Origin of the sequence: Vibrio glycogenivorans, from assembly GCF_051660965.1 — a bacterium.
Taxonomy (GTDB): domain Bacteria; phylum Pseudomonadota; class Gammaproteobacteria; order Enterobacterales; family Vibrionaceae; genus Vibrio.
This window is the reverse complement of the sequence record NZ_JBPVIS010000012.1, coordinates 39,034-63,019: the sequence shown is the minus strand read 5'-3', so window position 1 is coordinate 63,019 and position 23,986 is coordinate 39,034. Positions and strand designations below refer to the sequence as shown.

At 47.0% G+C, this 23,986-nt stretch carries 20 protein-coding genes; 16 read left to right on the top strand and 4 right to left on the bottom strand.

Going from position 1 to position 23,986, the window contains the following annotated elements; genetic code table 11:
- Positions 1–168 precede the first annotated feature (168 nt).
- Positions 169–789 carry a hypothetical protein gene (locus ACSTTG_RS19535; protein WP_438475892.1) on the top strand — a complete coding sequence of 207 codons (621 nt, stop codon included), beginning with the start codon at positions 169–171 and terminating at the stop codon, positions 787–789.
- Between the two features lie 36 nt (positions 790–825).
- Here the strand turns inward: ACSTTG_RS19535 and ACSTTG_RS19530 are convergent, their stop codons facing one another.
- Positions 826–1,653: a helix-turn-helix domain-containing protein gene (locus ACSTTG_RS19530; protein ID WP_438475891.1), complete on the bottom strand. Its 828-nt coding sequence runs from the start codon at positions 1,651–1,653 to the stop codon at positions 826–828.
- A 196-nt stretch (positions 1,654–1,849) separates the two neighbouring features.
- Here ACSTTG_RS19530 and ACSTTG_RS19525 point away from each other — a divergent pair, with 196 nt between their 5' ends.
- From ACSTTG_RS19525 to ACSTTG_RS19495, 7 genes are all read left to right on the top strand, one after another.
- Positions 1,850–2,812, top strand: a complete 963-nt coding sequence (locus ACSTTG_RS19525) for an alpha/beta fold hydrolase (protein ID WP_438475890.1) — start codon at positions 1,850–1,852, stop codon at positions 2,810–2,812.
- Positions 2,813–2,907: 95 nt separating this feature from the next.
- Positions 2,908–6,018 carry an FG-GAP-like repeat-containing protein gene (locus ACSTTG_RS19520; RefSeq protein WP_438475889.1) on the top strand — a complete coding sequence of 1,037 codons (3,111 nt, stop codon included), beginning with the start codon at positions 2,908–2,910 and terminating at the stop codon, positions 6,016–6,018.
- 303 nt (positions 6,019–6,321) lie between these two features.
- Complete coding sequence (locus ACSTTG_RS19515; protein ID WP_438475888.1) at positions 6,322–9,438, top strand: FG-GAP-like repeat-containing protein; 3,117 nt, start codon at positions 6,322–6,324, stop codon at positions 9,436–9,438.
- Between the two features lie 175 nt (positions 9,439–9,613).
- Positions 9,614–10,042 carry a hypothetical protein gene (locus ACSTTG_RS19510; protein ID WP_438457235.1) on the top strand — a complete coding sequence of 143 codons (429 nt, stop codon included), beginning with the start codon at positions 9,614–9,616 and terminating at the stop codon, positions 10,040–10,042.
- A 389-nt stretch (positions 10,043–10,431) separates the two neighbouring features.
- A complete protein-coding gene (locus tag ACSTTG_RS19505) occupies positions 10,432–11,193 on the top strand; it encodes a hypothetical protein (RefSeq protein WP_438475887.1) in 762 nt (253 codons plus the stop codon).
- A 46-nt stretch (positions 11,194–11,239) separates the two neighbouring features.
- A complete protein-coding gene (locus ACSTTG_RS19500) occupies positions 11,240–11,605 on the top strand; it encodes an SHOCT domain-containing protein (RefSeq protein WP_438457237.1) in 366 nt (121 codons plus the stop codon).
- A gap of 199 nt (positions 11,606–11,804) precedes the next feature.
- A complete protein-coding gene (locus ACSTTG_RS19495; RefSeq protein ID WP_438457238.1) occupies positions 11,805–12,479 on the top strand; it encodes a GNAT family N-acetyltransferase in 675 nt (224 codons plus the stop codon).
- A gap of 43 nt (positions 12,480–12,522) precedes the next feature.
- Here the strand turns inward: ACSTTG_RS19495 and ACSTTG_RS19490 are convergent, their stop codons facing one another.
- Positions 12,523–13,314, bottom strand: coding sequence for an HAD family hydrolase (locus ACSTTG_RS19490; protein WP_438475886.1), 792 nt, complete (start codon positions 13,312–13,314; stop codon positions 12,523–12,525).
- Between the two features lie 205 nt (positions 13,315–13,519).
- On the opposite strand from ACSTTG_RS19490, the gene ACSTTG_RS19485 reads away from it, so the two are divergent.
- From ACSTTG_RS19485 to ACSTTG_RS19455, 7 genes are all read left to right on the top strand, one after another.
- A complete protein-coding gene (locus ACSTTG_RS19485; protein ID WP_438475885.1) occupies positions 13,520–14,050 on the top strand; it encodes a peptide-methionine (S)-S-oxide reductase in 531 nt (176 codons plus the stop codon).
- Between the two features lie 249 nt (positions 14,051–14,299).
- Complete coding sequence (locus ACSTTG_RS19480; RefSeq protein ID WP_438475884.1) at positions 14,300–14,572, top strand: hypothetical protein; 273 nt, start codon at positions 14,300–14,302, stop codon at positions 14,570–14,572.
- Between the two features lie 211 nt (positions 14,573–14,783).
- Complete coding sequence (locus tag ACSTTG_RS19475; RefSeq protein ID WP_438475883.1) at positions 14,784–16,436, top strand: acetolactate synthase large subunit; 1,653 nt, start codon at positions 14,784–14,786, stop codon at positions 16,434–16,436.
- Complete coding sequence (locus ACSTTG_RS19470; RefSeq protein WP_438475882.1) at positions 16,424–17,812, top strand: aldehyde dehydrogenase family protein; 1,389 nt, start codon at positions 16,424–16,426, stop codon at positions 17,810–17,812. The genes ACSTTG_RS19475 and ACSTTG_RS19470 overlap by 13 nt, the downstream gene beginning before the upstream one ends.
- A 183-nt stretch (positions 17,813–17,995) precedes the next feature.
- Positions 17,996–18,811 carry a phosphate/phosphite/phosphonate ABC transporter substrate-binding protein gene (locus tag ACSTTG_RS19465; RefSeq protein WP_438475881.1) on the top strand — a complete coding sequence of 272 codons (816 nt, stop codon included), beginning with the start codon at positions 17,996–17,998 and terminating at the stop codon, positions 18,809–18,811.
- 19 nt (positions 18,812–18,830) lie between these two features.
- Positions 18,831–20,696: a HAMP domain-containing hybrid sensor histidine kinase/response regulator gene (locus ACSTTG_RS19460; protein ID WP_438475880.1), complete on the top strand. Its 1,866-nt coding sequence runs from the start codon at positions 18,831–18,833 to the stop codon at positions 20,694–20,696.
- Positions 20,697–20,783: 87 nt separating this feature from the next.
- Positions 20,784–21,596 carry a crotonase/enoyl-CoA hydratase family protein gene (locus ACSTTG_RS19455; protein ID WP_438475879.1) on the top strand — a complete coding sequence of 271 codons (813 nt, stop codon included), beginning with the start codon at positions 20,784–20,786 and terminating at the stop codon, positions 21,594–21,596.
- A 116-nt stretch (positions 21,597–21,712) separates the two neighbouring features.
- Here the strand turns inward: ACSTTG_RS19455 and ACSTTG_RS19450 are convergent, their stop codons facing one another.
- Together ACSTTG_RS19450 and ACSTTG_RS19445 are read right to left on the bottom strand one after the other, a co-directional pair.
- A complete protein-coding gene (locus ACSTTG_RS19450) occupies positions 21,713–21,970 on the bottom strand; it encodes a hypothetical protein (RefSeq protein WP_438457274.1) in 258 nt (85 codons plus the stop codon).
- A gap of 107 nt (positions 21,971–22,077) precedes the next feature.
- Positions 22,078–22,677, bottom strand: a complete 600-nt coding sequence (locus tag ACSTTG_RS19445; RefSeq protein WP_438457275.1) for an acyl carrier protein phosphodiesterase — start codon at positions 22,675–22,677, stop codon at positions 22,078–22,080.
- A 656-nt stretch (positions 22,678–23,333) separates the two neighbouring features.
- On the opposite strand from ACSTTG_RS19445, the gene ACSTTG_RS19440 reads away from it, so the two are divergent.
- Positions 23,334–23,948, top strand: coding sequence for a hypothetical protein (locus ACSTTG_RS19440; protein ID WP_438475878.1), 615 nt, complete (start codon positions 23,334–23,336; stop codon positions 23,946–23,948).
- Positions 23,949–23,986 lie beyond the last annotated feature (38 nt).

Sequence of the window (23,986 nt, the reverse complement as noted above, 5' to 3'; positions counted from 1 at the left end):
CAGAAGTCAGGGATGCAGAGACGATTAGCTCTGTTGAGTCCATGGTGTTGACGAGAAAAAAACGTTCTGTCTGTTTTTTAAACTACTGTTTTATCTTTATGGTGGATGTATAAATAATGGTTTAGTATGTCCGTTACTTGGACATATAGGTGTTGTTTGGTAGTTGTGATGTTTAAACGATGGGGTAGTTCTAGTGTTGATAGAGGTTATCGAGGTAATAGGAAATTAAGTGATCTTATTTATAGTTTCAATCTCAAACTAAGAGAGATCATAGGTTGTTTAGTGTTACCTTTTTTGCCGTTCCTTATTAGTGATGCTATCAACCATGGTGTGTTTAATGAAGAATATGTGTCAATTTTTGGTGTGTTTTTCATTTTTCTCTATGGGTTATTATCCCTAGCTAGACACTTGAAAAATCGTCGCTCAACACACAATGCTTTTCGCCCGTACTCATCCCAACCTTATGACAAAAATAATTTTCTCAGAGCAGCGGTGTTCTTAATTTTGATCTGGGCATGTGTCTATTTTCCATCAAAGTTCAACAAAATGGGTGATACCGCGAGTGCCTACGTGAGTCAGGTTCAGGTTATCAAGGTGATCCCACGTAAAAATAATGCAGATTTGCTGGTGATTTCGAATGGGGCTTCAACCGCCCAAGTGCGAAGAAAATACTATGATTACCCCGTGAACACACAGCTTCAAGCTTGCATTATCCCCGGAAGACTTGGGATGGATTACATCGTAAATCTCGAGCCCATTACTCAAGATTTTGGTCACCCCTGTAATTAACATTTGGTCATAATGCAATAGCAAGCCCAAGCAATACTATAAATAGCATTGGCGCACCGTCGTGGCTGACACACCAAATACTTTTCTAAAATTCCGGCAAAACACTGGCGATGAGGCGTAACCAACGTCAAAGGCAATATCGCTTATCGAGCGGTTGGTGCTAATAAGTTGGGAGTACGCGTCGGTAATACGCAACTGATTGGTGTATTCACGTACTGTCATCCCAGTCGCGGATTTAAACTGGCGGCAAAACGATGATGTATCCATGCTGACAATTTTTGCGAGCTGCGTGGTGGTGATCTCTTGACGGTAATTGGATCTTAGCCAGGTGAGCACCGGATCTACCCGACTGACTTCAAAAGTATATTGGCCATCTTCTTGAGTCGAGTAGGAGTCTAAATCCTTGGCTATATACTCGAGAACGGCTATCAGGCTCGACATCACCTCACTCGACTCTGTCTCAATGAGTGTCTCCATGTGCTGCAGCAACTCTTTATCTTGAGTGGATTTAATGAAGGTACACCACTGGTTGTTTAACAGCTTATTAAGTGATTTAAACGCATCCAGTGATAACAATGCCTCACTAAAGAGATCTGGTGAAAACTGAACCAGCAGGGAGGTCGCCCAGCTTGATTGATTATCAGTGATAAAGCGGTGGGGCAGTTTAGACGAGATAAAAATCAGATCGTTGGGTTGATAATGAAACACTTCCTTACCTGAGATTAATGTACCGCTACCTTGGATAATATACGCAATCTCTACGGAATCATGAAAATGATAGGGATTGTCAAACAGGCGGCTTGAGTAGCGCAGTTTATTCAGATGGCGCTCTTGATCAAAGTGAATTTCGCTTTTGGCTTCCATTGGGCAATCGTTGTTATTTGAGACGTTGTTATTTGAGACGTAGTTATTTGAGAGCGTTTGTTATCCCATTCCACATAAAATCTGTCCGTGATTGCGGTCACAATCCCCTTCAAACGTCAATTAGAGTCAACTCCTTGCACGTCAGTGACAATACATTTGCCCCTTAACCGAGTAATTTGTTGGCAGGGGGGAGACGATGAACATGACCAAACAGCCAATAACTCACATCCATTGCCACATGGGTAACCATCGACAAGAGATGGATTTTTCCCAGTTTTGGCAAGCCGCTAAAGCTGAGGTCGACGCGCTGCGATCGGACTATCAGATCTCTGAGGCAAGCTTTAATCACCCAGTACACAAATGTCGTGAACTTCGCTTCAGTGGTGTGAATGGTGGTCAAATATACGCTAAATACGTTCAGAGTTGGGAAAGTGAGTCTTCGCCGTGTCCGGTGATATTTGTGTTTCATGGCTATGGAGAGGCATCGCCATCGTGGAGCCAGTTGATGAGATGGGCCTCGGCAGGCTTTAGTGTTTTTGCTATGGATGTTCGCGGTCAGCAAGGGCGGTCTATGATGGGAGAAGAACGGCTGGCTCGGGACAATTTCGGTCAACTCATGCGAGGGATTGAACAGGGTGCACAGAACCTGCATTTTAAGCGAGTTTACCAAGATTGTTATCAACTGGTGTCGCTGGTTTCAAACATGCCAACGATTGACCCGAGCCGAATGTACACCTACGGCACCTCTCAAGGTGGTGCGCTATCGATCGTGGCGGCGGTGCTGTCGCAAAAAATCAGCAAAACCGTATCGGTTCACCCTTTTTTGGCAGACTTTGCCTCTGTTATCGACATGCATTTAACTAACTCTCCCTATTTTGAAATCAATCAATATTTCAAATTTAATGATGCCGCTCAGACAACGCGCGAAACCGTGTTATCAGCGCTCGATTACATCGATGTGCAAAATTTTGCGCCGCTGCTTTGCAATTCGTTGCTCGGTGCAGTGACGATGCAAGATGATGTTTGTCCACCTAAAACGCAGATGGCGGTGTTTGATCAGGTGACTAGCGATAAGAATATCCTGATCTATCCCGAGCATGGGCATGAGGATATCAAAGAATTTGAGGACGTTGCCTACAGCTACTTCCTACAAAATTAAACGCTCGAGATGACAACGAGTGATAGAAAAAATTTATACAAATTAATGTGAAGTTATGAAAGTTACGGACAATATTATGACGATTAGAGGTTTCTATGTATAAGTATCGGCCTAAGGGTTTTCTTATCCCATTAGTGTGCTCTGCGACCTTGCTATCAACATCGGCGTTAGCAGGTGACTTACTGGTAAAAGATTTATTAGTGACTCGCGATCAACCCGTCGAGTTTAGCCAAGTGTTAGCTGGTGAGCAGACCAAGCGACTCAGTATTGATGTTGATAACGGTGGTGAGTACGCAACACTGAGTATTTTTGCCAATGACGAGTTGATCATTGATAGTTTGGATGTACCGAACAAGGGTCAACAAACCCTGCAGGCGCTGGTGCGATTTGATCAGATGGGTGACGTTAAGTTCCGGGTCAAAGCACTGTCGTCTGACGTGACAATCAACAAGATCACCGTCGAAGAGGTCGATAGTGTTGTGATCCCGCAGTACAAAGATATCTCTGTGCAAGCGGGTATCGATAAAGTTAACTCGCTCAAATATGGTGGTCCGTCGGTTGCAGATATTAACAACAACGGCTTTTACGACTTTACGGTCAATAACCACAACGATGAGTCGAGCAAATTGTACTGGAACAACGGTGACGGTACGGTAACCAAGCACGAAAAAAACCTCGCAAGATGGTTTATGCATGACCTGCATGGCACGTCGTTTGGTGACTACAACAATACCGGTAGCATGGACCTGTTGCTAGCCCAGGGTGGCGGTAACGGCCGCAATCCTTCGCGAGCGAACTTCTATCGTAACAAAGATGGCAAGCTGGTGATGTATACGGGCGATGTAGGTATCCAGCGTGGGGCGCGAGGTCGTGGCTCTAAGTGGATGGATATCAACAACAATGGATTGTTGGATTTGGTGTTGATCAACGAGCGTGGTCTGTACGGGGAAACTCCTCAGCATCATTTTTACAAAAACTTGGGTGATGGCAAGTTTGAGATGATGGACGTTGAGGGTATTCAGTCTGTCGTCTCTTCGCGTGCGCTTGTCACGGATCTCAATAACGATGGTATTGATGATTTGATCTTCTTTGATCTGCACCACAATCTTTCGGTTTGGTTGGGTAATGAAGACTTCTCGTTTACCGAGATCACTGACCAGTTCCCGCAAGAGTTGAGGGAAGCGACCAACATCACCGCTGTGGTTGATGTGGATATCAACAATAATGGTCGCCGCGATCTGTATTTTGCCCGTGGTACCAACTACGGTATCGCACCGCTGGTGGATTTTGACCCAGAGCTTCAGCAGTTCTCAATCGCGGCAAGACCTGCACCGGGTAGTGAGGAGTGGACGTTTAGCGCCCCAGGCAATGTGAAACTTGATAACTACTACTTCCTTGGTCGCTGGCCGTTTGTTGGTGAAGATTACCCAATCTTCCTAGGTAAGGACAAAAATACGACTGTACTTGCCTCTAAAGAGGAGCTTGAATTATCCCCAGAGGCGGCTCTTGGTTGGCCAGAAGACATCAGTGAAGATGGCGCATACTTTGGTTATCTGGGTAATGGCCAATGGCGTGCAGCGCTGGTTAGAACCGGGGCACGCTTTTTCTCTTACCGCTTTAAACTCAATGGCGTGACCTCTTACGACATCGATTTTGACCCGATAAACCGCAACTACCAAGACTTCTTGGTGCGTAATGATGGCGATAAGTTTGTTGATGTTACGCAAGAGTGGAACCTGCCTAAAGGCGGCGCGTCTCAGGGTGTGACCACTGGTGACTTTAACAACAATGGTCAACAAGATCTGCTGATCTATCGCTGGGGTAGCCTTAACCACCGCGTGTCAGACATGATGCTGCTCAACAATAAAGGTCGCTTTGAGGCTGTGACGATGCATGGTGCCAACGATGTTGGCGGTCCTGGCTTCGGTGACATGGGTCAAGCGTTTGATTTCGATAACAGTGGTCAAGTGGACATCCTGAGCGGCGCTGAGCATGGCCAGTGGTATCTCTACAGTAACCAAACCCCAGGCCTTGGTAATTACACCACAGTGCGCGTCGGTTATTCACCGCGCGATAATATCGACCCGATTGCCGCTAAGGTTGAGCTGAAGACTGCAGATAACGTGTGGCACAAGCGCGTGGGCTCGGCGGGTGAGGTCTTCTCACAAAGCACGCTAAGTATTGTTCATTTTGGCTTGGCAGACGCAAAAGAGGTTGAGTCTATCAAGGTTACTTGGCGTAACGGCGAGACGATGGAGTTTGCCAACCGTCCCGTCAATCAGTATGTCGATACCAACAAACCTGATCCCAAAGCACTGTCGATTGTCTCAATCAGTGATGACCTTCGTTATGGCGCTGAGATGCAGCTAGGTTTGGCGACCAAGCCAGTCAATGCTGATGACAGCGTGGTGTGGTCAAGTAGCGATGAGAGTGTGGTTAAGGTTGATCAATCTGGTGTGGTGAGCGGAGTCGGTCGCGTAGGTAAATCTGCGGTCATTACCGCCGCTAGTGAGATCAATGGTGAAGTGGCAGAGTACACTCTAACGGTCGTCGACTGGACGCCACGTGAGCTTGAAACTATCCAAGTCAATGCTGAGCAGACCGTGATGATAGAGGGTGATAGCCAAGCCTTGACGCTGGATTTACAGCCGGTTCAGTCTGATGATGAGCGTGTAGTATGGAGCAGCAGTGATAGCTCTATCGCGAAGGTCGATGCTGACGGTCAGGTGACCGCGATTAAAGCCGGTGAGGTGGCAATCAGTGCGACATCAAAAGCCAACGACCAAATTGTTAGCCAGGTTAAACTTAAGGTTGAGCCGAATATTCAGGGCTTTGCCAACATTGTTAACCGCGAGGCCTTGAAACAGCCGCTTGAAATTGCCGACAGCATCGAACTGGAGTTTGAATACCATGCCGGTACTGGTAACAAGGTGATCTCAGCCGACGAAGGCGGTGTTCGAGTGTGGTTACGTCGCTTTAGAAAATTGGGTAACCGCACGGTGCCGCGCAAAGATGTTGTCTTGCCTCAAGCTGAAGCGATCAATACCGAATCTGGCAAGCTAGTCGTGAGCATTCCACTTGAAGAGGTGGTGCCAACCAGCGAGCTGCCAGAAGGGGACTTCTACTCACTACGTGCCACCTTTACCGCAAGTGATGGTACTGCCTACAGCGATGATATCAATGCGATCAACTTTATTGCTAAATAGGTAGCCCTAATGTCAGCCCCTCGAATTGGAGTCGTTGGGCTGACTGAGTGTGAAAAGATAAAAATATGAGTACGGGGCGAATCGATACCTATAAGCAGTGGTATTCGCCACCGTACTCTCCTTTTTGTACCTAAGTCTTGGTGGGGGTCACCAAGACTTAGGTACAGCATCTATCCCAACATAATGGATGGGTTTTACTGTACTCATTCAAGTAACAGACTCTTCGCTAGCGTGGTAATGCAAAGATGAGGTGGAACCTAGGGTCTGCCTCTAGGCGCGAGCGAAGCCAAACAAGGAGTGATTATGTACGGGGCTCGATTTAAGAGTGTGTTATTTGCTCTCGCTTATTTTGCGAGCGCATCCCAAGTCTTAGCGGCTTCTGAGCAGCGGTTAGCGAGCGATATCCTGGTGAGCCCAGGCGTTCCCGCTCAGTTCCAACAAGAACTTTCTGGTTTACAAACCAAGCGTATAGACATTGACTTAGACAATATAGGTGAGTACGCAACGCTCAGTGTCTATGCCAATGGTCGTTTACTTATCGATAACCTGAATGTTCCTCGCAAAGGGAAGCAATCTTTGTCGGCCCTGGTGCGTTTTGAGCAGTTGGGCGAGGTGATATTTGAGGTTAAATCGCTTACATCAGACGTTAAAGTGAGCTCGATAACCGTGGTGGATGTCAACAACGTCGTTATCCCTAAATATAAGGATATCTCTGTCCAAGCAGGGATCGACAAGGTCAGCTCGCTAAAATACGGTGGGCCGTCAATCGCCGATATCAACAATAACGGCTATTACGATTTTGTTGTCAACAACCACAATGACGAGACCAGTAAACTGTACTGGAACAATGGCGATGGCACGGTGACCAAGCACCACAAAGATTTGTCACGTTGGTATATGCATGATCTGCACGGTACCTCATTTGCTGATTACAACAATACCGGTGAGCTTGATTTGATCTTATCGCAAGGTGGCGGTAACGGTCGCAATCCATCACGTACCAACTTCTACTACAACAATGGTGGCGAGTTTGTTATGTACACTGGTGATGTGGGTATTGAGCGTGGTGCACGTGGGCGTGGTTCAAAGTGGGGCGATTTTAATGGCAATGGCTTGCTCGATTTCGTATTGATCAACGAGCGGGGCTTATACAACGAAAAGCCACAGCACCACTTCTATAAGAATCTAGGTGACGGTCGATTTGAGTTAGTGTCAGTAGAAGGCGTTGAGGCGCAGCGTCCTGAGCGCGCGTTGATCACTGACCTCAATAACGATGGCATTGATGATTTGATCCTTTATGGTCACTCTCACCCAATGTCGGTATGGCAAGGCAACGGCGATTTCACCTTTACTGAGATCACGGATCAGTTTCCTCGAGAGTTGATCGAGGCCAAACAGATCTCTGCGGTAGTGGATGTCGATATCAATAACAATGGGCGTAAAGACCTCTATTTTGCTCGTGGTAAAGAGTTTGAGCATGGCCGTGGGGAAGCACCTTCGGTGGACTTTGATCCCGAGCTAAAACAGTTCTCTATTAAGCCGCGTCCTTACATGGGCGGCGAGCAATGGCAGTTTACTGCCGATGGTCCACTTAAACTGGATAATTACTATTTCCTTGGTCAGTTTGGCTTCCGCGGCAAGGATTACCCTATCTACCTAGGCGCTGACAAAAATGCCACCGCAGTACCTTCTGGCGGTGAGTTTGAGTTCAGTGCGGCCGATGCTGAGGGCTGGCCAGATGATATTAATGCCAATGGGGTATACTTTGGTCATTTAGGTGATGGCCAGTGGCGTGCTGCCTTGGTGAGAAAAGGCGATATCTTTTGGGCCTACAAATTCAATCTGACTGGCGTGACCTCCTACGAACTTGACTTTGAACCAGAAAATCGTAACTTGCGCGATTATTTATTGCGTAACGACGGCGATAAGTTTGTCGATGTGTCCAAGGAGTGGCATGTACCAACTGGGGGCAATGCTCAGGGGGTAACGACAGGCGATTTCAACAACAATGGCCGTCAAGATCTGTTGGTTTACCGCTGGGGTAATGTTAACCATCGCATCTCTGATTTGATGTTGCTCAACAATGGCGATCGCCTTGAGACCGTGACCATGCATGGCGCAAATGATGTAGGTGGCCCGGGCTATGGTGACATGGGACAAGCCTTTGACTTCGATCTCAGCGGTCAAGTGGACATCCTGAGCGGCAGTGAGTTTGGCGAGTGGTACCTCTACAGTAATCAGTCTGAGGATGTGGGCAACTTTAGTCTGGTGCGAGTAGGGTACTCCCCTCGTGACAATATCGATCCGTTAGCGGCCACCGTTGAGGTTAAAACAGCCGATAATGTGTGGCGTAAACGTGTTGGCTCGGCAGGGGAGGTGTTCTCACAAAGCTTACTCAATATTGTCCACTTCGGTCTGGATCGCGCTGAAAGCATTGAGTCAATCACAGTGACTTGGCGTAATGGTGAAACGATGCAGTTTAGTGATAAGCAGGTCAATCGTTTAGTAGATACTAACGTGCCAGATCCCGAGTCGCTGCGCATCGTCGCAATCAGTGATGATATTCGCGTTGGCACTGAGATGGCGCTCGATGTACAACTATCGCCACTCAATGCAGACAGCAGCGTGCAATGGGTGAGTAGTAATCCTGACGTGCTTAAGGTCGATGAAAAAGGCGTGGTAACCGCGACGGGACAGGTCGGCGAATCTGCGATCATCATCGCGCTAAGTCAGGTCAACTCGCAACAAGCTGCGGTTGAGCTCAAGCTCGTAGAGTGGACACCGCGTCCGCTTGAGGCGATAACGTTAACGGCAGAGCAAGACAGCATGATTGCAGGGCGTAGCCAAGAGCTTTCTTTGGCTGTCTCGCCAAGCCAACCCGATGACGCCAATATTGTTTGGCGCAGCAGTGATAATGGTATTGCTGAGGTTTCCCAGGCAGGTGAGGTGACTGCGCTGAAAGCGGGCAAGGTGATCATCAGTGCGAGCTCAAAAGCTAATAGCGATATTAGCAGTGAGTTAGTACTGAACATTGAGCCGGACGTTCAGGGCTTTGCCAACATAATCAATAGCGACATTTTCGCCAACCAACCGCTAGAAATTGGCGAAAGCTTAGAGCTTGAGGTTGAGTATCATGCGGGTAGTGAAAATACCGTGATCTCGGCTGATGAGGGCGGATTGAGAGTATGGCTGCGCCATTTTGAGAGTAAGTGGATGCCGGCACGGGACATTGTCTTAGTTGAGCCTGAGGCGATCGACACTGAATCTGGCAAACTCAAATTTACTGTACCACTCGATGGGGTAGTGCCAACCAGTGAACTGCCGGAGGGGCATTTCTACTTACTCAGAGCTACCTTCACTGCAAGTGATGGAAAAATGCACAGCAAAGAGATCTACCCGCTCAACTTTGTGACGCAATAAAGCGATAGGAAGACAGCAAGTAGGTGCAAGGCTAGATGCTTTGCACCTGCGTCTCGAAATCGCGACAAGGCAGCAAAGGCTGCTGTGCTACCCCAATCATGTTGACTTTATCGCGGGAGTTGCGTGAATACTGCTATGGTTATATCACTCATTAAATGATTTAAAGGGTGAAACAATGAAAAACTATATCTTAGCAGTGGGTGTCGTCACACTAGCCTTAGTCGGCTGTGAGGACTCATCAAATACCATGGAAGAGGCAAAAGAATCGGCGACTCAAATGGTTGAAACAGTGAAAGAAACCGTTGAGGGCTTTGATTTAGAAAGCTTGGATTTGACACAGTTTGGCGATGCAGGAGAGCAGGTCAAGGCGCTAGGCGAGGCCGTCCAAGAAGTGCTGGCAACGGATTTCACTGACCTCTCGGCCTTGGCGGCTGTGAAAGATAAAGTAGCTAATGCTTATAGCTGCTTGGTTGGAGCCTCTTCAGAAACAACAGCACAAGAAGTGATCGGCAAACTACTCTCTTCAGTGACAGACCAAGAAGCGGTAGACGTGATTGAAGAAGGCGTCGAGCAGGGCAGCGACCCGGATCAATGCACCATGTAATTTACCTTATTTGGTATAGGTTTATTTTAGCGCTGACCTTTTGGTCGGCGCTTTCTTTTCCCTTGAGGTAAAGAGGCGAGAGGCGAGATCGCTTTGCTGCGAGAAGCGAGATGTGAACGCGGAAAGTCACCCAAAGCGTTTAGAAGCCGCACTCATCTGCACTGTATTTTGTTTTGAAAGGATAGTGTGGAATATACTTGGTCTAAAGAACCTACAGCGACAGAGAAACCCCTCGCCTCTCGCAGGGCAAAGCCCGATCTCGCCTCCCGACTCTGCTTTTTTGAAAGCCGTAGCAATTTTACCGAACAATAGCTGCTAATCTAGTCGGTGAACCCTGCTCAAGGTTGTACGAGCCGCCCTACAAATGGATATTGCCCATGAGGTGAGTGATGCACAAACGTTCCTTGCTAGCTATTCTGGTTGTGTCTTTTAGTCTCGCAGCCCATGCACATGATTATGCCAAACTGTCTGCAACCGGTCCGGGGCAGTTTTATGTTAATGCGATCGAATCCGATCGTCTCTATCCGGTCAGCCGCCAAAGCTTTAATCAACTCCACGCTTACTATAAGGACATGAAGCTGAAAAATCCGTGGGAAGACAAAAGTCGGATCCTCAATGACTCTCTTTTTTATTCTTCGGTTAAGTCATTCAGTGGCGAGGTCTGCGCGATGCTTTGGCGCTATGATAATCACAAACCGCACAAAGTGCGCGCCGGTGGGGCGGAGATTAAAGTTGATTTAAACAAGACGCAACTTGAAACAACGCCCTTCTATGATCGTAATAGTCCTTGGTACTCAAAGCGTTACGCGGTCACCTATGCGGGTCGACAAAATGCGTATCTGCACTTTTTGCCACCAGGGAAGCAGTTTGAGCCCGATCAGCTTGGATTTGCCATTCATCAGACCGGGGCGTTCTTTGGTTATGGTCGAGGGAGAGGGCGTCACTTGGTCTTCTCGATGCAAACCTATTTTTTGGCAGTCAAAGATGGGGACATTGTTAGTGATGGCACCCTAATCGAGCGCGATATTGCCCTAATCAGCCCAATATATATTCCTATGAGTATTGGTGAATTGGGCAGTTTAAAAACCGAGAAACAGGCGTTTGAACAGTGCCAAAAACAGGCGCAATTTATCTTACCCCTATGGCAGTAGCCCGTAACGCGCTGTCAAATTTCATCGTTAACAAAAGGACTTTATTATGATCGCATTTGTATTTGTACTGATAATAAATATCTTAATGATCCTATGGGCAAAGCACGTTGCTACGGTGAACAATCACCCTTACAAATCTGCGATACTGATCTTAGCTGTTGCGGGTCTGTTTGTTCCATTCTTGACCTTGGCTGCTGTGATTTGGGCACATATTTCGCCCACAAAACTCTCCTCTGATCAGAGTGAGAGCATGTACGCGCTAGAGGCCGAGGCTGAGCGGCAAATTAACGCAGAGCAAAGCCGGACTCAGTCGAATATTGATCAGATCACTCAGTTACATGAATTACTAGAAAAAGGCGCTCTTACCCAAGAAGAGTTTGAGATTGAGAAAGCTAAGTTGATCAATGTTTAGCTGAAATCTGTCAGGTGGGAAGGGGCCTTACGCTGTTGTATTTGTCGATGCCCTATTCAATATCGGGTCGATTTGTTCCCACCTCACAACTTGAACATCCAGTGCGTTAACCGGATTAAATAAAGTAATATCAGTTATTTACTTTTTGTAACGCAGTTGATTAAATTGTCGGTAGTCTAATCTGTAGTGGGGAAGTGTTATGACTACAAGGAACAAGGTACGCTATCGACAATACCAACCCAGGGATTACTCAGATTGTGAGCGACTAGTCAGCCAAGCGTGGCAATTTGAGCAGCACTTTGCACCTGACTCATTAGCTAAGTTAATGGCCTATTTTTACACGTCTGGCGCTCCGCAGATGAGTAATTTCAGTTTGGTGGCAGAGGCCAATGGCCAAGTTGTTGGCTTTATCTTTGGCAATAATCGTCGTGCAAGGCAGAAAAAACCATCCTTTGGTTACTCGATGCAAAGCTTGGGGAAGCTGGTAAAACTATGGTGTTTACCTGGTGAAGCTCGGCAGCGGAAAAAAGATGTTTTTAAACGGATTTCGCAACACAGCCTGAACCGCAGGTCTTTATGCAAAGATTGGGGGAGTGAGGTGCTGCTGTTTGTGATTGCCCCCGAGTTTCAAGGCCAAGGAATTGGGTCGCATATGGTGAAGGCGTTTCTCAATAGTTGTGCTCAGCGTGGAGTTGACCGAGTCAGTGTTGAAGCCAACGTTGTTGAAGCAGGGCGCTTCTATGAGCGGGTTGGGTTTCGTTACATCGATGAGTTTGAGTCTCCGTTACATGCCGCGTGTTCGAGTTGCGATAGGGCAGGGCGCTACCTTTTTCGTCTTGATGAGCCGGTGCTATCTGAGCCAAGCCCAGAGTGAGTGGGGGAAGAGTATTTCCCCCAATACAATGACTTTGTTGAGCTCATCTCTGACGAGCTGCGTTTTGATGCGCGAGCAATAGCTCAGCAAATTCAGCGAAGCCGTAGCCGCCAGGCTTGCTCATCACAATCGCAGGCTTATGGGTTAGCTTATCCCAGTACTTCTCTATGTTAGCAACACCAATACTGTTTGGCAGCCAGGCGAACATGGCGACATCATTGGGTGAGTCTCCGACATAACAACATTGGGTAAGGATTTGTTCATCGCTTAGCCCCTGCTGCTTGAGAAAATACTCAGCAGTAATGCGTTTAGAATGCTCACCATACCAAGCATTAATATGAATCGAGCTTGCGGTCGCATTGGCACCCAGCTGGTGGATATCGTCCACGACCTGCTCAACAATATTGGGATCAACCGCAGGGCGGTTTTGGCCGATATCAATAGCCACCTCACACACTCGGTAGGCTTGATCTAGGGTGAACTCAAGGCCTGGATAAGATTTGAGGATTTCGCCAATCTGCGCCTTTAATTGTCCTTGCTTTCGCGCAAGCTCGGCCATGTCGGTTAAGCCATGTCGAACAAGATAGCCATCCTTTTTTTCCATAATCACCGCGCCATTTTCGGCCAGAACGGCGTCAACTGGCCACAACTGAGCGATATGATCGCCCCAGCCAGCGCAGGCCCCCGTGACCGCAACCACTTTCTTACCCGCATCACGCAGCGCCTGCAACGCTTGCAAGGTTTGCGAGGGGAGGTGACCATGACAGGTCAGCGTATCATCGACATCAGTAAGAACCCACTCAATTGAGTCCCAGTTTTGGCTTAGCTTTTTCATTGTTTCTCTTGAATACAACAACAGGATTTGAATAGCTGGTAAGCCTAGTCAGGGTTTGTGAAACGCATATGAACAGACTAGATGTTTTCATTCTTGAGCATTAAATCTAAGAGGCTTAACCTGCGAAGGATCGAACCTCTATACTAGGAAAATGTGTAATCACCGGCTCTCACTGCAGCGTTGAGCAACTAAGAGGTGGTATGGTTTGCCAAAAGGTGTACAAGAAATCTATTTGTCAGGAACCTGTTACTGGTGCATGGAAGCCGTATTTCAATCACTTAACGGGGTTGTAAGCGCTACTCAGGGTTGGGTGCAAGCATTGGGTCAATCAAGTACTTATGAAGCGGTGGCGGTGATTTTTAAGCCGAACGTTATCGATATTAACGCCTTGGTGACGGTTCACCTTCATACCCACCACTGCTGCAGTTCACACCGCTTTCGCCGGCGTTATCCTTCCGCTGTTTATGCCACTAATGATAAAGATTACCAAAGGGCCTGTCGGGCGATAGAGGTTAATCAAACGAATTTTCAAAACGAGATTATCACTCAAGTGTTGATGTTTGATAACTTTACCCCCTGTCCACAACATCAACAGAATTACTATTACTCACACCCCAGTCGACCATTTTCCCAGTGCAAGATCGCGCCTAAGTTGGCTTATTTGATAGAGCATTTTGAACAATATGTTGATCCAGAAAAGAAAAATATACTGCTATCTATCTTAAGTCTTGAGTGACATTTCAAAGGATTACTGAGATAGAAGCAACTTTTGTCACTGAACAAGTGATGAGGCCACCTACTACCCAGAGGGTGCCATTGACCTAGCCAACTAACAGCAAGCCATCGATTTTCAACTATGATTTCTATTAATAGCGACTAAAAAAGAGGAAGGGAAAGGCGTTCTAGATGATCAAATGTTGCTTGATGGAGTACTTCTCTACGTATCGAGCAGTAAGTTTAGAATCAAGGGATCAATGGTGAAAATATGCTAGGAAGAATTGGACTCACAGTAATCTTATTAATCTCATCATTTGCGGTTGCTGCACAAAGCGCAGGCGGAAGTGGCGGTATTGGAGGAATTCCTTCTCTCAGCAAGGCCCAATTAGAAGCGCAGTGGGACGGAAAAGCTGGCAAGCAATCCACGCGCATTATGGGGATTGTTGCCAATTGGCGCGCTGATGTTTGTGGGACACTCAATGGCACAGAGACGGATGCCAATCAGTGCGCTGTAAACACACCCAAGGCGACTCGCCAATGAACTGCTACAAATACGTCGTTGCTCATCGTCAGCAGTGAATATCTGAAAAACTGATTCAGTTTGTAGTAATAAACAAGTAAGAGGCACCTGCGCTGCAGGTGCCTCTTACTTGTTTAGCACCGTTGATTATTTGGTGCTTAAGCCATTCATCGTCTAACTTCAAGCTAACTACTAAGTGGATCATCATTAACAGATAGGGAGCAAGTTGCTGATGAAAGCGTCAGATTTGTTTGTTAAAGCATTGGAAAATGAAGGCGTTGAGTACATCTTTGCCGTACCGGGTGAAGAAAACCTCGATATGCTCGACTCATTGCATGGCTCTTCGATCAAGTTGATATTAACTCGCCATGAGCAGGGGGCCGCATTTATGGCGGCGACCTATGGGCGGTTAACTGGTAAAGCGGGCGTGTGCATGGCAACCCTAGGACCCGGCGCGACCAATTTTGCAACGGCAGCCGCCTATGCTCAGTTGGGTGGCTTTCCTTTAATTATGATCACAGGGCAAAAACCGATTAAGCAGTCCAAGCAGGGACAATTTCAGATCATTGATGTCGTGGCCTTGTTTGACCCTATCTGCAAGCTGTCGAAACAGATTGTTCACGGCAATACGATACCCTCATTGGTCAGGGAAGGGTTTCGCCTAGCGCAGGAAGAGCGTCCAGGCGCGGTACTACTTGAGCTTCCCGAGGATATCGCTGCAGAAGAGTGTCACAGCCCGCTAGTGACGCCACATCCGCGTTATTACGCTCAGCCTAATCAAGCGGTGATCACCAAGGCGTGTGAGCTGATCCGTAATGCCAAGTTTCCTTTGCTTTTGATCGGTGCTGGCGCCAACCGCAAGGCGACCTGTTCTGCACTGCACGATTTTGTTGATCATCTACAACTGCCGTTTTTTAACACCCAAATGGGTAAAGGGGTAGTCGATGGGCGCTCTAAACTGTGTTTGGGCACGGCAGCACTTTCTTCGGGAGATTACTTACACGAAGCGATTGCTGCTGCGGATCTGATCATCAATGTCGGTCATGATGTGGTGGAAAAACCGCCGTTCTTTATGCATGAGGATGACCAGCGGCAGGTGATCCACCTTAATTACAAGTCCGCGCAGGTGGACCAAGTCTACTTCCCTCAGCTCGAGGTTGTCGGAGATATACCGGCTACGCTTGCACTGATCCAGCAAGAGTTTGATGCCCCGCTCTCGTTTGATACTACCTATTTCGACTTGGTGAAAAAAGAGGTTGAAAAACACCTAGTGGAAGGCGGTGATGATGACCGATTTCCGATTGTCCCGCAGAGGCTGGTTGCCGATATCCGTAAGGTGATGGGTGATAGCGATGTGATTGCGCTGGATAATGGTATCTACAAGATTTGGTTTGCACGCAACTACAAGGCTTATCAGCCCAATACCGTTCTGCTCGATAACGCATTGGCGACCATGGGGGCAGGCTTGCCTTCAGCAATGATGGTTGCCATGCTGCATCCGACCAAGCGTGTAATGGCGATATGCGGCGATGGCGGCTTTATGATGAACAGCCAAGAGCTCGAAACGGCAGTCAGGCTCAAACTCAACCTGGTGGTGGCGGTACTTAACGATGGCTCCTATGGGATGATCCGCTGGAAACAAGCGGCCGCAGGGTTCAAAGACTGGGGGCTGGAGTTTAATAACCCGGACTTTGTGCAATACGCCAAGGCCTATGGTGCGAGTGCACATCGAGTGAGTTCAGCAAAGGATCTGACCCAGGCGCTAGAGAGTGCGTTTCAAGCCGGTGGTGTGCACCTGATCGATATTCCCGTCGATTATTCGGAAAATCAAAAAGTACTGATTGATGAACTGTCAAAAAGGGCCTGTTTACTATGCAAACTTTAGCCAAGGTTTATAACCCGTATGATTTAAGTGAGATAGGTCAAATCGCGCAGGATAACTGGGACATAGTTGATAGCTACCTAGCGCAGGGCTTGCAGTTGTATAAACAGCGTGACCTTTGGCTACCCACTTATCGAAGAGTAGAGATTCTGCGCAAGATCGCCGCATTGATGGAGGCGCGCAATCAAGAGTTGGCGATGCTGATTGCCAGCGAGGGAGGCAAACCCCTAGTGGATGCGCGTGTCGAGGTTGCGCGCGCGATTGCTGGGGTTAACTTATGTATCACCGAGCTTGAGAGTGAGCGTGGGGTACAAATCCCAATGGACTTGACGCAAGCGGGAGCGGGACGCAGTGCCTCGGTGCACCGAGAGCCGATAGGTGTGGTGGTGGCCGTATCAGCGTTTAATCATCCGTTAAATCTGATCGTCCATCAAGTCGCGCCGGCAATTGCTGTCGGGTGCCCGGTGATTGTCAAACCTGCAGCGGATACTCCACTGTGCTGTCAGGCGTTTGTTGATATTGTCTATGCAGCGGGTTTGGACAAACCATGGTGTCGTATGGTGTATACCGATAGAGCAGCCTCTGAACGCCTAGTAACGGACCCTCGGGTGGCGTTTTTTTCGTTTATTGGCTCAGCGCGAGTGGGTTGGATGCTACGCTCGAAGCTCGCTCCGGGAGTCCGATGCGCACTTGAGCATGGCGGCGCTGCGCCGGTGATCATTGCCTCAGACGCGGACTTGGATAAAGCAATCCCTCAACTGCTGAAAGGTGGATTTTATCACTCTGGCCAAGTGTGTGTTTCTGTTCAGCGTATCTTTGCGCCTGATAGTTTAGCCGATGAGATTGCGCAGCGGCTCGCGGAGCAGGCAGAGCAGCTGGTCGTGGGGGATGCGCGACAGGAAGAAACCGATTGTGGCCCACTAATCCGTCCCAAAGAGGTTGATCGAGTTGCGACCTGGGTAGACGAGGCCAAGCAGCAAGGGGCAATGGTTGTTTCAGGAGGAGACAAGCTATCGCAAACTCTCTATCAACCGACCGTGTTACTCAATCCAGCACCACAGAGCAAGGTCTCGCAATTGGAAATTTTTGGACCAGTGGTGAATGTTTATGGCTATCAATCGATTGATGAAGCAATAGCGCGGGCTAATAGTTTGGATGTTGCTTTCCAGGCGTCAGTTTATACCCAAGATATCGCAACAGCCCAGAATTGTATCGAGCGGTTGGATGCCTCGGCGGTGATGGTTAATGACCACACCGCCTTTCGCGTTGACTGGATGCCTTTCGCCGGGCGACGAGCATCTGGCTATGGTGTTGGTGGAATTGGTTATACCATGCACGACATGACTCAGACCAAGATGGCGGTGTTCAATTTTAACTAGTTGATGAGTTGTAGCATGACAAAAAGGGCGCGCGGTGAGGCGAGCCCTTTTGCTGTTTACTGTATTGCAACCAGCTTTAGCCTTGATCGGGTTTGTTGGGTTGAATTTTGCAGTGACAAAAAGTTGAGATTTCGTTTTTATCTTCCTAACTGCATTGTGTGACATAAAAACAAGTGGTTGGCTATGGGAAAAGGTTGGGTAAAGAGTGCCAGTGCGGCTTTGTTGCTGGTCTGTCTTCCGTTATCGGCATCGACGGTAATTCGTTTTGGTATTGTGCCTCAGCAATCGGCAACGCGTGTGGCCGAACACTGGATACCGGTATCGAACTTTCTAAGTCGACAAACGGGTTTTGATATTCGTTTTGCTACCAAGCCTTCAATATCCCAATTTGAACAAGAGCTTGCCCAAGGTCGGTACGACCTAGCTTACATGAACCCGTACCAATATATTCAGGGCCATGATCAACAAGGCTATGAGGCAATTGCAAAGGCGCGTGATAAGCAAATTCGTGGCATTGTGGTATCGCGTAAGGGGAGTGGGCTTGACTCCTTATCCGATATATCAGGTCAGCGGTTGGCGTTCCCATCCCCTGTCGCGTTTGCTGCCAGTATCTTGAGTCAGGGCTACCTAAAACGACATCAAGTCGATTACACACCGATTTATGTCCGCTCACATGACTCGGTTTATCACAATGTGGCTAAGGGGGTTTTTATCGCTGGAGGGGGTGTTATGCGAACCTTTAATGCGATGGATAAATCCATCACGGATCAACTCACCGTTGTGTGGGAAAGTGATGGGTATACACCTCACGCGATTGCAGTTCACCCTTCTATATCCCAGGAGAAAGCACTGAGTATCCAACAAGCATTTTTAGCTCTTGAGGAGCATGCACCCGAACTGCTGATACCTTTGAGGTTGAAAGGCTTTACAGTGGCACACAATGACGAGTGGGATGATGTGCGACTTCTTATGGCTGACTATGAGCCGGAATCGCAGTGATCAAGGGGTATGAACAGGAATGAAATTTCGCACCAAAACGGTTCTAGGTATTGCCCTCATTGAGTTGATCTTTCTGGTGGTTCTGGTGTTTTTTGCCGTTAAATTTATCGGTAACTCAAACATCGAGCAGTTCGAAAATAAAATGACGATAGCTATGAGTCTGATTAAAATCAGCTCAGCCGACGCACTGCTGACCTATGATTTGGCGGTTCTAGAGCGGATAGCCTTGAGTGCACTAAGTGATGCCAATATTTCTAACGTGAAGATGTACATTGGTGACCAAACTGTCGTGAGTGTTGGTGATTTCCTTACGGAACAAAGCGTATTAATACCAGAAGGTTACTATAGCAAAACTGCTGATATAGATTTTGAAGGCACGCATATTGGCCATATTGAGGTGCTGTTTGATGGTCGTCATATCCAAAATGTGGTCGCCGATTCAACCAGTTACCTGCTGGGTATTGCGGGTTTTGAAATTCTCTGTGTATCCATAGTTTCGTTGTTGCTTGGTTGGTTGCTCACCCGCGATTTAGACAAGATCATTCTCGCAATCAATCAAATTGGTCGCAGTGGACCCGGTGTTCAGATCCCACACCATCGCAGCGATGAAGTGGGTCAGGTCATCCAAGCGTTTAATGACATGTCCAAAGAGATGCACAGCCAATATCAAGAGCTGCAAGTGGTCAAAGAGCAAGCTTTGGCCGCGAATCGAGCCAAAGATGATTTTCTTGCAGTAGTGAGCCATGAGATCCGTACGCCCCTGAATGGAATTCTTGGTATGGCTAAGGTGATGGAAGAAGAGCTGAGCGGGCAGCAAAAGCAAAACTGTAAAGTGATCAACAAGTCGGGTGAGCATCTGATGCTGATCTTGAATGACGTGCTTGATTTTTCCAAATTAGAGAAACAGCAGCTTGCCTTACAACGACATGATTTCAAAGTTCCGAATATGACCTTCTTGGTTAAATACTTATTCGGTGAGGCATGTGAGAAGAAAAACATTGTTCTCAATATTGTCGATCAAATACCGGCTGATATCATTTGGCAGGGTGATGAGGCACGTGTGAAGCAAGTATTGTTTAATCTCTTGAGCAATGCCGTTAAATTTACGTCTTATGGTGGTGTCACCTGTACATTCCCATGGCAAGCGGGTCAGACAACCTTAATTATGGAAGTTCGTGATACTGGAATAGGGATTGCGCAGGACAAAGTTAAAGCGATAGTACAGCCTTTCAATCAGGTAGATAACTCTACCTCACGTGATTACGAAGGCGCAGGACTTGGACTATCGATAGTGGTTAAACTCATTGAGCTGATGAAGGGGACACTCGAAATAGACAGCGCACTTGAGCTTGGCAGTGTCTTTCGGGTGAGCTTGCCTCTAGACTGTTACAAGGAGGCTGAGCACAAGGAACAGCCATCACTTGCTGTTGGGCTGGCTGAGAGTTGGAAAGCACCGGAAGGTGCTCGGGTACTGATTGTCGATGATAATCGAGTCAATCTTATCGTTGGCAAGAAGTGGTGCGAAAAGCTTGGGCTACAGGTGGATGTCGCCATCGGTCATGAGCAAGCGATTGAGTTAGTCGAGCAAAATGATTACTACTTTCTGCTGGTGGACAATCATATGCCAGGTATGACCGGGCCAGAATTGATCCCTATTGTGAAAGACCTGAACTCTAACCTGATGATTTTTGGTTGGACTGCGGATTTATCGGATAAGTCATTCGATGAATTTGCCCGTGTTGGCACAAGCGGCGTGTTACCAAAGCCAATTAATATGCAGAAGTTTGAGCAAGTGGTAGTAAGCGCCCTCAAAAAAAGGGACCGTCTTGTGAGCCGTCAAAACGCTGTGATGGAGAGCTCTGAATCCACCGAACCGGAACAGTGAAATACTTGAGTTATAAGTGCTTACTGTTTGTTTACCCAATCACTTCCTATCCTATTGATATCAGAAAATTGACAAGGTAAGAGTAGGATGACAAACCCGCCACGTATCACTTGTGATATTGACGAGCATTTCATTGCGACAGTGAGTCTTAATCGCCCAGATAAATTAAATGCACTCGATATGGCCATGTTCGAGGCAATCTTTGCGCTGACTAAGCAATTAAAAAAAGATCAAACCATACGCGCCGTGATTGTAAAAGCAAACGGGACGGATTTTTGCTCTGGGCTAGATATTAAGTCGCTGTTAACCAGCAAGGTTGATGCGATGCGCTTACTGTATAAATGGTGGCCAACGTCCCCTAATGCCGCCCAGCGTTTTAGCCTGGCGTGGCGTCAGATCCCTTGCCCCGTGATCTTTGCTATCCACGGACGATGCTGGGGTGGGGGGCTGCAGCTCGCGTGTGGTGGTGATTTTCGAATTGCAAGCAAAGATGCGAGCTTTTCCATTATGGAAGGAAAGTGGGGGCTGATCCCTGATATGGGCGGCTCAATTGCTTTTCGCGAATTGATGCGACAAGACCATGCACTAGAGTTGGCAATGACCGCGAAGGTGATTGATAGTCAGTTGGCCAAAGAGTATGGGTTGGTCACTAAGATTGCCGAAAATCCGTATGAAGCGGCCTATCAACTTGCCCTCGAATGCGCTGAGCGGTCACCCGATGCGATTGCGGCCAATAAGCGACTATATCAACAGACCTGGTGGGTGAGCCAGGGCAAGGCGCTGTGCTTAGAGACTTGGTATCAACTCAGGGTCCTATTTGGCGTAAATAGATCGATTGCAGCTAAGCGGGAGCGAGAAAAGAAAGATAAAACCAAATTCTTACCCAGAGGTTTCAAGTAAATCATCAATGCTGAACATCGGGAAAAGTGCTGTATGCAAACATGAATTGCAGTTCATAGCGCTAGCAAAATGGCCACTTGAGTGATGGTGGCCGAAGTGTCCAACCTCATGGCAAGTTAATCGTCACTGAAAATAGCTTCGATCTCGAAGTTGTACTCATTCTTGCCTTCTTGGATGTGCATGTTGCACTCCTCGATACTCAATCTCCACTCCCCTGCTGAGGTTTTTGCTGCAAATTGATTCAAGAATTGCATTTGCTGATCCTCGGAGTTGCTCGCGAGATCGCGTCCATACTGTTCACACATCTCCGCTTCGGTCATCGAGAAAGTACTAAATGATACTAACGCTATGAGTGATATCGTGAATGTTCTCATGATCACTACTCCAATTTAAATGGGTTGCTATTAAACCGTAGAACATGCCACTGCATTGATAAAGTTAACAGTCAATAATTTACACTCACCGCTTGTATCTAGCCTGCCTACTTTTTAGTGCTATTCAGCTGATACTGTCTGCGCATCGCACTGGTCAAGACCTCTTGGTACAGGGTATCAAAACGTGACTCAAAACAGTCATAATGCCTCACTAAGCTGTGCTGACAGTCAGACAGAGCAGCCAGCCTGGGCCTGCGTTGAGCGATTCGATTCAAGGCATAGAGAATATTGTCGAACTCTTGGTAGGACTCAAGCCAGCGCTCTTGCCACATGTGCTGAGAGACTGAGAGAAAGCGCGCCGGCAAATCTGGGTGGATGATATCAGTCTGTGTTTTAGCAAACTCGACAAAGCAGGCGAGTGGCTTAGAATGATAGCGCTGCCAATGCTTAGCTAGGCAATGATCCCAAAACATATCGAGGGCAATTGGAGAAAAACGACGCTGCTTTTGGTCAAATTTCGACTTACACAGCAACACTGTGTCGTGATAGTCGGTATAAGAATCGACAAATCGATGCAGCAAAATCCCGTCGGCAATATCCTTTGCAAACTGCTTGTGAGGATCACCTTTGACAAAGTCGCCCAGTAGGTTGCCGAGCAAACTACTGTTGCAATGATGCGCGATGTGAAGGTGGGCGAGAAAGTTCATTCAGTTACAATCGAAGGCAGTCTGATTATTTGGATTAAATCTATCTAAAGTGTAGCAACAAAAAACGCAAGTATTCTGCGTTGCTTTTTGCTTGGTTACGTTGTCTCATTTTCATACTAAAGAATCAAACAGTCACTTGTACCAATCACCTTACATTATCATACTTGATGCATTGTTACTGTCTTTAAGCTCAATTGCTCTATTGGATATGATTTTTGGCAACTTAACATATGTTATGAATGATTTTATTAGTAATTTTAAATGTTATTTTGTGGGCGTTTTTTAACGTGTGGTGGCTGATTTTAATATTTGCTATGAAATATGTCTGAGGCCATAATTTAATGGGTAAATATTAAAAGTTAGGTGTATTTCACATATTATGTTTGATAAGTGATGCAATAAACTAAATGTTACTTGAATCACGATAAAAATTTCATAGGAATCTTAAAATTGTCAACGCCAGGTGATTATTTGGTGAGGGTTTGATGTAGCTATCTAATTTGTTTGTACCTCATGCATAATCAAGATGCTGTAAATTGGAGTGTTTATAGCGCAAGGCTTACAACAATCACACAGAGGTAACCTCTGTGAATTTTATCAACATCTTGTTGGTTGTTTATAACCGATGAATCAATATTATAAATAGGGAAAAGCGCATGAAAACTGTGAATACAAAAGTTGCTATTTTACTTTCAACTCTTTTAGTTGCTACTTACGGCTGCCAATCGACGTCGACCTCTGCGACAAATACTAAAGCTAAAAATACCCCGGTAGTTGCTGAGGCTAAAGCAAGCTATACAGTGAATGGCATGCTTCCATCTGCAGATAAATTTGAACACGCCAAAGTTTTGCCGCACTCAGGTAATGGTGTCAAAGTAGAATATGATGGTATCTCTCCAGCGGAGAAGACAAGCAAGTATCCAAGCGCGAAGTTTATGGCAAAAGGTGGGACATGGGATTGGTCAGACAAAGAAAATGTGACGGTCGATATTACCAATACCTCAGACAAAGATTTTAAAATGACACTTGCAGTTTTCGACTCAAAAGGAAACCAACCTGGAGCCGGTGGTCATAGGGTTGTGCGTGCCTTTATGGTACCAGCTGGCAAGACGAATACCATTAATCTGAATCTAAAAGGTGGTAAAAACAAAGTACCAGGTCACTGGGGTGGGGAGCAAATGAACTTGAAAGAAATTTCAATTTTCGCAGTTAACGCACGAGATAACACAAACCCACAATCAATTATTATTGATAACTTTGAGGTGAACTGATTTACAACAAATCAAATTAGCTAAAAAGCCTTAGGTAT